This window comes from Sphingobium ummariense RL-3 (assembly GCF_000447205.1).
In the GTDB taxonomy this organism is placed as follows: Bacteria; Pseudomonadota; Alphaproteobacteria; order Sphingomonadales; family Sphingomonadaceae; genus Sphingobium; species Sphingobium ummariense.
Map to the genome: position 1 here is coordinate 136,879 of NZ_AUWY01000047.1, position 8,122 is coordinate 145,000.

Here is an 8,122-nt window from a genome sequence, read left to right on the forward strand (position 1 = left end):
CCCCGTCGCATCCCTTCCAAAAACCCCTTGATCCGCCGCCCGCGCTTCGCATAGGCGAAGGCTGTCGGGACCGAAGCCTTCCCGGTCAGCGCCTCCGCGCCAAAGGCCGCCCCATTGAATCGCCTCCGGGTGGACAGAGGAGCCGTGCGTGGATCGTTCTTTCCTGCTTTCTTTGCTTGCCCTGCTGCTGGGCAGCGCCACCGTTCCCGCTGTCGCGCAGGAGGAGGGGCTGTCGCTCGCCGGCAATGTCCGCTTCCGCTATGAGGCTCTGGATGGCCAGGCGCGCGCTGGCCTCGACGACGCCATCGACCTGTGGAGCCTGCGTACCGTCCTGAGCGCGGACTATCGCGCGGGGGCGATCCATGTCGGGGCGGAACTGTGGGATAGCCGCGTCTGGGGCGGTCATCCGGGCGAGGGTATCAGCACGAGCGAGGTGAACACGCTGGAGCCGGTGCAGGCCTATGTCGCCGCGGACCTGGGGGCGCTGCTGGGCCGGGGTAGCAAGGCGTCGGTGCAGCTGGGCCGGTTCATGCTGAACCTGGGATCCCGCCGGCTGGTCGCGGCCGATGAGTTCCGCAACACCACCAACGGCTATACCGGCGCGCGCATCGACGTGACCGGCGCGCGGGGAAGTTCGGCCACCCTGATCTATGTCCTGCCGCAGACGCGCCGGCCGGACGACGAGGTGTCGGTGCTGGACAATGAGGGCGGGATCGACCGGGAAAGCTTCGACCTTCAGCTCTGGGGCGGCTATGTCGCCCAGAAGCTGTCGCGGCGGAGCATGGCGGAGATCGGCTATTTCGGCCTGCGCGAGCGCGACATGCCTGGCCGCCCGACACGCGACCGCGACCTGCACAGTTTCAGCCTGCGCCTGATGCGCGACCCGGCGCCCGCTGCCCTCGACTATGAGGTGGAGGGCATCTGGCAGATGGGTTCGGTCAGCGCGAGCACGGCGCCGGGCGCGCCGCCGCTGGATGTCGCTGCCTGGTTTGCGCATGGCGACATCGGCTACAGCCTGCCGGGGACGTTGCATGCCCGCATTTCCGTCGAGTTCGACTATGCGAGCGGCGACGGTCCGGGGCGCGGCTATGGCCGGTTCGACACGCTGTTCGGCATGCGCCGCGCGGACTATGCCCCGTCCGGCATCTTCGCGCAGATCGGCCGCGCCAACATCCTGACGCCGGGCCTGCGGGGAGAAGTGGCGCCAGGCAAGCGGATCGATGCGTCCGCCGCCTGGCATCCGATGTGGCTCGCTTCGCGTACGGACAGCTTTTCCACCACGGGAGTCCGCGATGCGACGGGCAGGTCCGGGCGCTTCGCCGGGCACATGCTGGACGGACGCCTGCGCTGGTGGGCGGTGCCCGCGCGCCTGCGCACCGAGATCAATGCGAGCTGGATCGGCAAGGGCCGTTTCCTGCACGACGCGCCGAATGCGCCGCATACGGGCGACACGCGCTATATCGCGCTGGCCCTGACGACGCTGTTCTGAACGCTGCAAAAAGCGCGTTTCCTTGGGGGGGAAATCCCGTTAAAGGCGCTGCCCCATGGCGAAGATCGAAACCCCGCGTCCCGTGCGCGGCACGCAGGACATGCTGGGCGGCACCCCCGAAGCGTTTCAGGAGCGCTTCGCCCATGTGATCGCGACCTTCGACCGGGTGCGCCGCCTCTACGGCTTCAACCGGGTCGAGGTGCCGGTGTTCGAGGCGACCGCCGTCTTCGCCCGGTCGCTGGGCGAGAGCACCGACGTCGTCTCCAAGGAGATGTACACGTTCGAGGACCGCGGCGGCGACAGCATCACGCTGCGCCCCGAGTTCACCGCCGGCATCTGCCGCGCCTATATCACCGAGGGCTGGCAGCAATATGCGCCGCTCAAGGTCGCGACCCACGGCCCGCTGTTCCGCTACGAGCGGCCGCAGAAGGGGCGGTTCCGCCAGTTCCACCAGCTCGACGCCGAGATCATCGGCGCGGGCGAGCCGGGGGCGGACGTGGAGCTGCTGGTGTTGGGCGACCAGCTGCTGCGCGAGCTGGGAATCGAGGGCGTGACCCTGACGCTCAACACGCTGGGCGACGCGCAGAGCCGCGACGCCTGGCGCGCGGCGCTGATCGCGCATTTCGAGGCGCATCGCGACCAGCTTTCGGAGGAAAGCATCGACCGCCTGGCGCGCAATCCGCTGCGCATCCTCGACAGCAAGGACCCGCGCGACCGGCCGGTGGCCGACAGCGCGCCGGGCATCGACGCCTATCTGACGGACGAGGCGCGGGCCTTCTTCGAGAAGGTGACGGCGGGCCTCGACGCGGCGGGCGTGGCGTGGGAGCGCAACGCGCGGCTGGTGCGCGGGCTCGATTATTATCGCCACACTGCCTTCGAGTTCGTCACCGACCGGCTGGGCGCGCAGGGCACGGTGCTGGGCGGCGGGCGCTATGATGGGCTGATCGAGAATCTGGGTGGCCCCGCGACGCCGGCGGTCGGCTGGGCGGCGGGGATCGAACGGCTGGCGATGCTGGTGGATATGCCGGAGAGAGCCAGCATCGACGTCGCTGTTATTCCTATGGGGGAGGCCGCAGAGGCTGTCGCAATAGGTATCATTGCCGATCTGCGCCGGGCAGGTATCGTTGCCGACATGGGCTATCGCGGCAATATGAAGAAGCGGATGCAGCGTGCCAATGCCCAGGGCTCCCGGATGGCGATCATCATCGGTGATGATGAACTGGCGCAGGGCGAGGTGACCGTTCGCGACCTGACGGACGGAACGCAGCAGCGCTGCAAGATCGAGGCGCTGGGCGATTTTCCGCTGGCTGGCAAAGCGAGCTTCGTGGAAAGCCTACTGCGCGGCTTCGACCCGTCCAAGGCGATTGCCAACTGATGCATATCTCTGCCGAACGCATCGCGCAGATCGAGCGGCGCCGGGACGAGGTGCAGGCGTCGATGACGCGCGCCGATCTGGCGCCCGACGAGTTCGTGCGGCTGTCCAAGGAATATGCCGAGATCGAGCCGGTCGCGCAGGCCGCGCAGGAGCTTCGCCGGCTGCGGCAGGAGCTGGGCGCGCTGGAGACCATGACCGGCGGCGACGAAGCCGACCCCGCCATGCGCGAAATGGCGCAGGAGGAGATGCAGCTGCTCAAGAGTCAGCTGCCGCTGGCCGAGCGCGCGCTGGCGCTTCAGCTGCTGCCCCGCGACGCGGCCGATGCGCGGCCCGCGATGCTGGAAATCCGCGCGGGGACGGGTGGCGACGAGGCGGCGCTGTTCGCCGGCGACCTTCTGCGCATGTACCAGCGCTATGCCGACGCGCAGGGCTGGAAGATGGAGACGATCTCCGCCAGCGCATCGGAGCAGGGCGGCTTCAAGGAAGTGGTCGCCAGCATCACCGGCACCGGCGTGTTCGCGAAGCTGAAGTTCGAGAGCGGCGTCCACCGCGTCCAGCGCGTGCCGGTGACGGAGAGCGGGGGGCGCATCCACACCTCCGCCGCGACCGTCGCGGTGCTGCCCGAGCCGGAGGAGGTCGACGTCCAGATCGCCGATTCCGACCTGAAGATCGACATCTACCGGGCGAGCGGGGCGGGCGGCCAGCATGTCAACACCACCGATTCCGCCGTGCGCATCACCCATTTGCCGAGCGGCATCGTCGTCACCCAGCAGGACGAGCGGTCGCAGCACAAGAACAAGGCGAAGGCGATGCAGGTGCTGCGCGCCCGCCTGTTCGAGATGGAGCGCGAGCGGGCGGCCGCCACCCAGGCCGGCGCGCGCAAGGCGATGGTGGGTTCCGGCGACCGGTCGGAGCGCATCCGCACCTATAATTTCCCCCAGGGCCGGGTGACCGACCACCGCATCAACCTGACCCTGCACCGCCTGCCGGAAATCTTGGAAGGCCCAGGCCTGGCCGACGTGATCGACGCGCTGGTCGCGGAGGACGAGGCGGCGCGTCTGGCCCAGCTGGACGGCGGAGCGTGAGCCGCCACCCCTTCCGGGCAGGGAGGGAGGGGTCATGAGCGTCGCCGAGGCCCTTCGCGATGCCGCCGAACGCCTCGGCCCGGCGAGCGGGACGCCCCGCCTGGACGCCGAATTGCTGCTCGCCCACGCCCTTGGCCTGTCGCGGGCCGACCTGCTGCTGCGCCAGCGCGACCTGTCCGTGCCCGCCGCGTTCGATGCGCTGCTGGCGCGCCGGATGGCGGGGGAGCCGGTTGCCTATATCGTGGGCACGCGCGATTTCTGGACACTCAGCCTGCGCGTCACGCCCGACGTGTTGATCCCGCGCCCGGATAGCGAGACGCTGATGGAGGCGGCGATCGCGCATTTCGCGGGGCGGGCGCCGCAGCGCGTCCTTGATCTCGGCACCGGATCGGGCGCGCTGCTGCTCGCGGCGCTCGACCAGTGGCCGCTGGCCACGGGCCTCGGCGTCGATATTTCGCCCGCCGCCCTCGCCGTGGCGCAGGACAATGCCGACCGGCTGGGCATGGCCAGCCGGGCCGCCTTCCGCCGGGGCGACTGGGCGGAAGGGGTCAGCGGGCCGTTCGACCTCATCCTCGTCAACCCGCCCTATATCGCGCGCAGCGCGGCACTGTCGGGCGATGTCCTGCACGAGCCCGAAGGGGCGCTCTTTGCCGGGCCGGAAGGGCTGGACGACTATCGCCGAATCGCGCCGCAGCTGCCATCGCTGCTGGCGCCGGGTGGCGTGGCATTGCTGGAAATCGGCTATGATCAGGCGGCGGCCGTCGGGAATATCCTTGGCGCTCAGGGCCTTGCAGTGTCGGTGCGCCGCGACCTCGCCGGCCATGACCGCTGCCTTTTGGCATCCGGAGCCGATTGCCCAACGGCTGATTAGGGAATTCGCCCGGCCCGTTCGAAATCGCTTGGTTTATGGGGGCAAAGCCACTACATGGTCGTCAGGGATGGCGCTTTTCTGGAAGTCCAACGGTATGGGCACCGCAGAAAAGGCCGTTTCCCGCTCCTGAAAGTCAAGACGGCGCTGCTGTCCGGCGCCGCTGGCAGCCAAGAGCATGGGCTTTGATGCCCTTGCGTGGCGGAGCCGTATCCGGCCTTACGCAATCAGGCCGTGCTTGGGGATGACGACTGAACAATGTCTTCAGTTAACGATGTCACAATGAACGCAAGGATCATGTCTTGATCAACAATAGGCAGGCCGGCCGCCGCAATCGCGGCCGGAACAACGGACGCCCCAACAACGGCAATCGGGGCGGTGGCGACAATGGCAACCGGATCGACAACCGCGCGCGGGGTAATGCTGCCCAGCTGCTGGAGAAATACCGGAACATGGCGCGCGACGCCCAGATGGCCGGGGATCGGGTGAACGCGGAATATTATCTGCAGTTCGCCGACCATTATTTCCGCGTGCTCGCCGACAATCGCGCCCGGCAGGAGGAGCAGCAGCAGCGCTTCCGCCGCCATGACGAGAATTTCGACGAGGATGGCGACGATTTCGACGGCGCCGAGGACGGCGACGATTTCCGCGCAGAGCCGGCCTTCGACCGCGCCCCGCGCGAGGAACAGCGGGAGCAGCGCGACTTCCGCGACCGTGGCAACCGCCGCGACCGCGATCGGGACCGCAACCAGCGTCGCGATCGCCCCGTCCATGAGGCGGGTGCGGGTGACGAGGATGCGCCGATCGCCGAAGCGGCGCCGGCCCCCGAACCCGTGGCCGCCGCGCCCCAACCCGAGGCCGAAGCCCCCCGTCCGCGCCGCGGCCGTCCGCGCAAGAGCGACACGGTGAAGGCCGAGGAAGCCGGCGAGGGTCTCGACCTGACCGTGCTGCCGCCCTCCATCGCTCGCGCGGACAATGACGCGGGTGCGGAAGGCAGCGAGAGCGAGGCGCCCGCGCCTCGCAAGCGCGGCCGCCGCCCGCGCGCTACGGCCGAAGCCGCCGAATAAGGGCGGCGCATCGGAGGATCGAAGAAAGGGGCGATGCCGGCGCATCGCCCCTTTTCTTTTGGTGGCGATGTCGCTTGCGGCATGCCGTCAGCATGGGGCTTTCGGTCAGAGCGAGACCTTGTTCCCCCTCCCGCCCGTGGGAGAGGGTTAGGGGGTGGGCCAGCGCAACGGTCGGCAGGCCCACCCCGCTGCGGCTAATTCCGCTATGCTCCGTAAGTCTCGCTTCCCCTCCCGCAAGCGGGAGGGGAAGGGGATAAACATATGTCCACTCCCCCACCCAAATCAGCCCTCCGATGCCGGGGGGCTGATGGCTTTTATCCTTTCGGCGGAGCGCCGGCTCAGCTTCCCGATGGCGGCAGCGGCCTCGGCCGCATGGTCTCGTCCAGCGCGACGAAGGTGAAGATGCCCTGCGTCAGTTCGACCTGTTGCTGCATGCCGCCGCGCGTCGCGACAGCGTCGATGCGGATCGCGACCGAGGTGCGTCCGCGCCGCTCCTCCCGCGCATAGACCGATACCAGGTCGCCCAGCAGCATCGGCGAGATGAACTTCATGCCCTCGATCGCCACGGTCGCCACTGCTCCCCGGGCGATCCGTCCGGCGACAATGCCGCCCGCAATATCCATCTGGCTCAGCACCCAGCCGCCGAAGATATGGCCGTTGCTGTTGATGTCGGACGGCCGCGGCACCACCCGCAGCACCACCTCGCCTCGCTCGTCAGTCATCGATCGGAACCTCGTCCTTCAGCCTGTCCATCACCTGCTCGTCATGCCCTGTGCCGGCCGACAGGAACGCCAGCGCCATCAGCCCGGTGCCCAGCATGAAGGTCAGAAATACGCCGATGACCGTCGCGATGACCATGTGGATCGGCATCGGTCCCGCCCACCAGCGCAGGAACAGCAGCGCCGCGCCGACGCACAGCGCGCCGCCCAGCGCCATCCCCGCCATGATGCGGCGGAACCGGCGCCAGGCGGTCGCTGCGATCTGCGGATCGTCCAGGGCTTCCCTGCGTGTCATCCCTTTCCTTTGGGGCGCGAAAGTGGGATCATCAAGACCCGGCACAGGAGTCCGGAAGAACAAGAGGCCAGAAGAACAAAAGGAGAGTGCGATGACCGTCGCCGCGATTCTGCAGGGCAAGGGGCGTGCCGTGATCCAGGTCCGATCCACCGACAGCGTTCTGTCCGTGGTGCAGCTCCTCGCCGAAAAGCGCATCGGCTGCGTGCCGGTGGTGGACAATGGGGAGGTGGTCGGCATCTTTTCGGAACGCGATCTCGTCTATCGCGTCGCGCGGGAGGGAACCGCCGCGCTCGACCAGCCGGTGGGCCATGTCATGACCGCGCCGGCGATCACCATCGACGATGCAACCCCGGTGATCTCCGCCCTGTCGTTGATGACGCAGCGCCGGATTCGCCATCTGCCGGTCGTGACGGACGGCGGCCTGATCGGGCTCGTGTCGATAGGCGACCTGGTCAAGTACCGCATCGACCGGATCGAATCGGAAGCGGCGGCGTTGCGCGATTATATCCAGACCGCCTGAGCGGTCAGGCGGCCGCCTGGGCTGGAGGCGCGCGACGGATCAGCAGGGCCGCTAGCTCCATCAGCGTGCCGCGCGCGCAGAGCGCCAGCGCGGCGAGGAAGGCAAGGCCGCCCGCCGGGACCAGCACGGCGAGTCGAACAGGCGCCGGCAGCGGTGGCAGCGCCGAATCGATCGCCATCACCGCGCCCGCCATTAGGATGGAACATCCCAGCCCCGGCGCCGCGGCCCGAATCACGTCCATGATCCGCAAGCCCATGGGCGCGCCCGCGAGTCGGGCGGTGACGACGGTCAGCAGCGGGAAGGCGCCGAGCCACGCCCAGGCGAGTCCGATCGCGCCGAAGCGGATGCCGATCAGGAAGGCGGCCGGCATCAGCACCGCGCCCACGGCCGCGATTCGCGCGGTCGTTCCAGGGCGGCCGAGCGCATTGCTGACCGGCGCGAACATTACCTGCAGCGTCATGAACGGCATGGCGAGCGCGAGAATGGCCACGAAGGGCGCCATGTCGATCCACTTGCGGCCGAACAGGGTCTCGACCAGCGGCTCCGCCGTCACCGCCATGCCCAGATAGACCGGGCAGGAAATGAGCAGCAGCAGCCGCACCGCCTTGCAGAAAGACCAGGCGACCCGGCCCGGATCCTTCTGCATCCGTGCATAGGCGGGGAAGGCGACGTCGTTGAGCGGCGGGATGAACTTGCTGACGAAG

General features: G+C 68.6%; 9 protein-coding genes (1 of these 9 cut by a window edge). 6 read left to right on the forward strand and 3 right to left on the reverse strand.

The genetic code is table 11. The annotated features are described in order from the left end of the window. Positions 1-148: 148 nt before the first annotated feature. The 5 genes from M529_RS30545 (at position 149) to M529_RS30565 (ending at position 5,884) form a co-directional block, all read left to right on the forward strand. Positions 149-1,489, forward strand: a complete 1,341-nt coding sequence (locus tag M529_RS30545) for an alginate export family protein (RefSeq protein WP_021317068.1) — start codon at positions 149-151, stop codon at positions 1,487-1,489. 55 nt (positions 1,490-1,544) lie between these two features. Further along, a complete protein-coding gene (hisS, locus tag M529_RS30550; RefSeq protein ID WP_021317069.1) occupies positions 1,545-2,864 on the forward strand; it encodes a histidine--tRNA ligase in 1,320 nt (439 codons plus the stop codon). Beyond that, positions 2,864-3,949, forward strand: coding sequence for a peptide chain release factor 1 (prfA, locus tag M529_RS30555; protein ID WP_021317070.1), 1,086 nt, complete (start codon positions 2,864-2,866; stop codon positions 3,947-3,949). The genes hisS and prfA overlap by 1 nt, the downstream gene beginning before the upstream one ends. Positions 3,950-3,983: 34 nt before the next feature. Further along, entirely contained in the window at positions 3,984-4,820 is an 837-nt protein-coding gene (prmC, locus tag M529_RS30560; protein ID WP_021317071.1) for a peptide chain release factor N(5)-glutamine methyltransferase, read from the forward strand. Positions 4,821-5,119: 299 nt separating this feature from the next. Then, positions 5,120-5,884, forward strand: coding sequence for a DUF4167 domain-containing protein (locus M529_RS30565; RefSeq protein WP_021317073.1), 765 nt, complete (start codon positions 5,120-5,122; stop codon positions 5,882-5,884). 338 nt (positions 5,885-6,222) lie between these two features. On the opposite strand, the gene M529_RS30570 is transcribed toward M529_RS30565, so the two are convergent. Further along, on the reverse strand, positions 6,223-6,606 hold the full coding sequence (locus M529_RS30570; protein ID WP_021317074.1) for an acyl-CoA thioesterase: 384 nt from the start codon (positions 6,604-6,606) through the stop codon (positions 6,223-6,225). Beyond that, a complete protein-coding gene (locus tag M529_RS30575) occupies positions 6,599-6,898 on the reverse strand; it encodes a hypothetical protein (protein ID WP_021317075.1) in 300 nt (99 codons plus the stop codon). The genes M529_RS30570 and M529_RS30575 overlap by 8 nt, the downstream gene beginning before the upstream one ends. Positions 6,899-6,989: 91 nt before the next feature. Here M529_RS30575 and M529_RS30580 point away from each other — a divergent pair, with 91 nt between their 5' ends. Next, entirely contained in the window at positions 6,990-7,418 is a 429-nt protein-coding gene (locus M529_RS30580; protein WP_021317076.1) for a CBS domain-containing protein, read from the forward strand. 4 nt (positions 7,419-7,422) lie between these two features. Here the strand turns inward: M529_RS30580 and M529_RS30585 are convergent, their stop codons facing one another. Beyond that, positions 7,423-8,122, reverse strand: the final stretch of a protein-coding gene (locus tag M529_RS30585) for a lipopolysaccharide biosynthesis protein (protein WP_021317077.1). Its footprint extends 788 nt past the window's final position; 700 of the gene's 1,488 nt are visible here — the last part of the coding sequence; the start codon falls outside the window, past its right edge; the stop codon is at positions 7,423-7,425.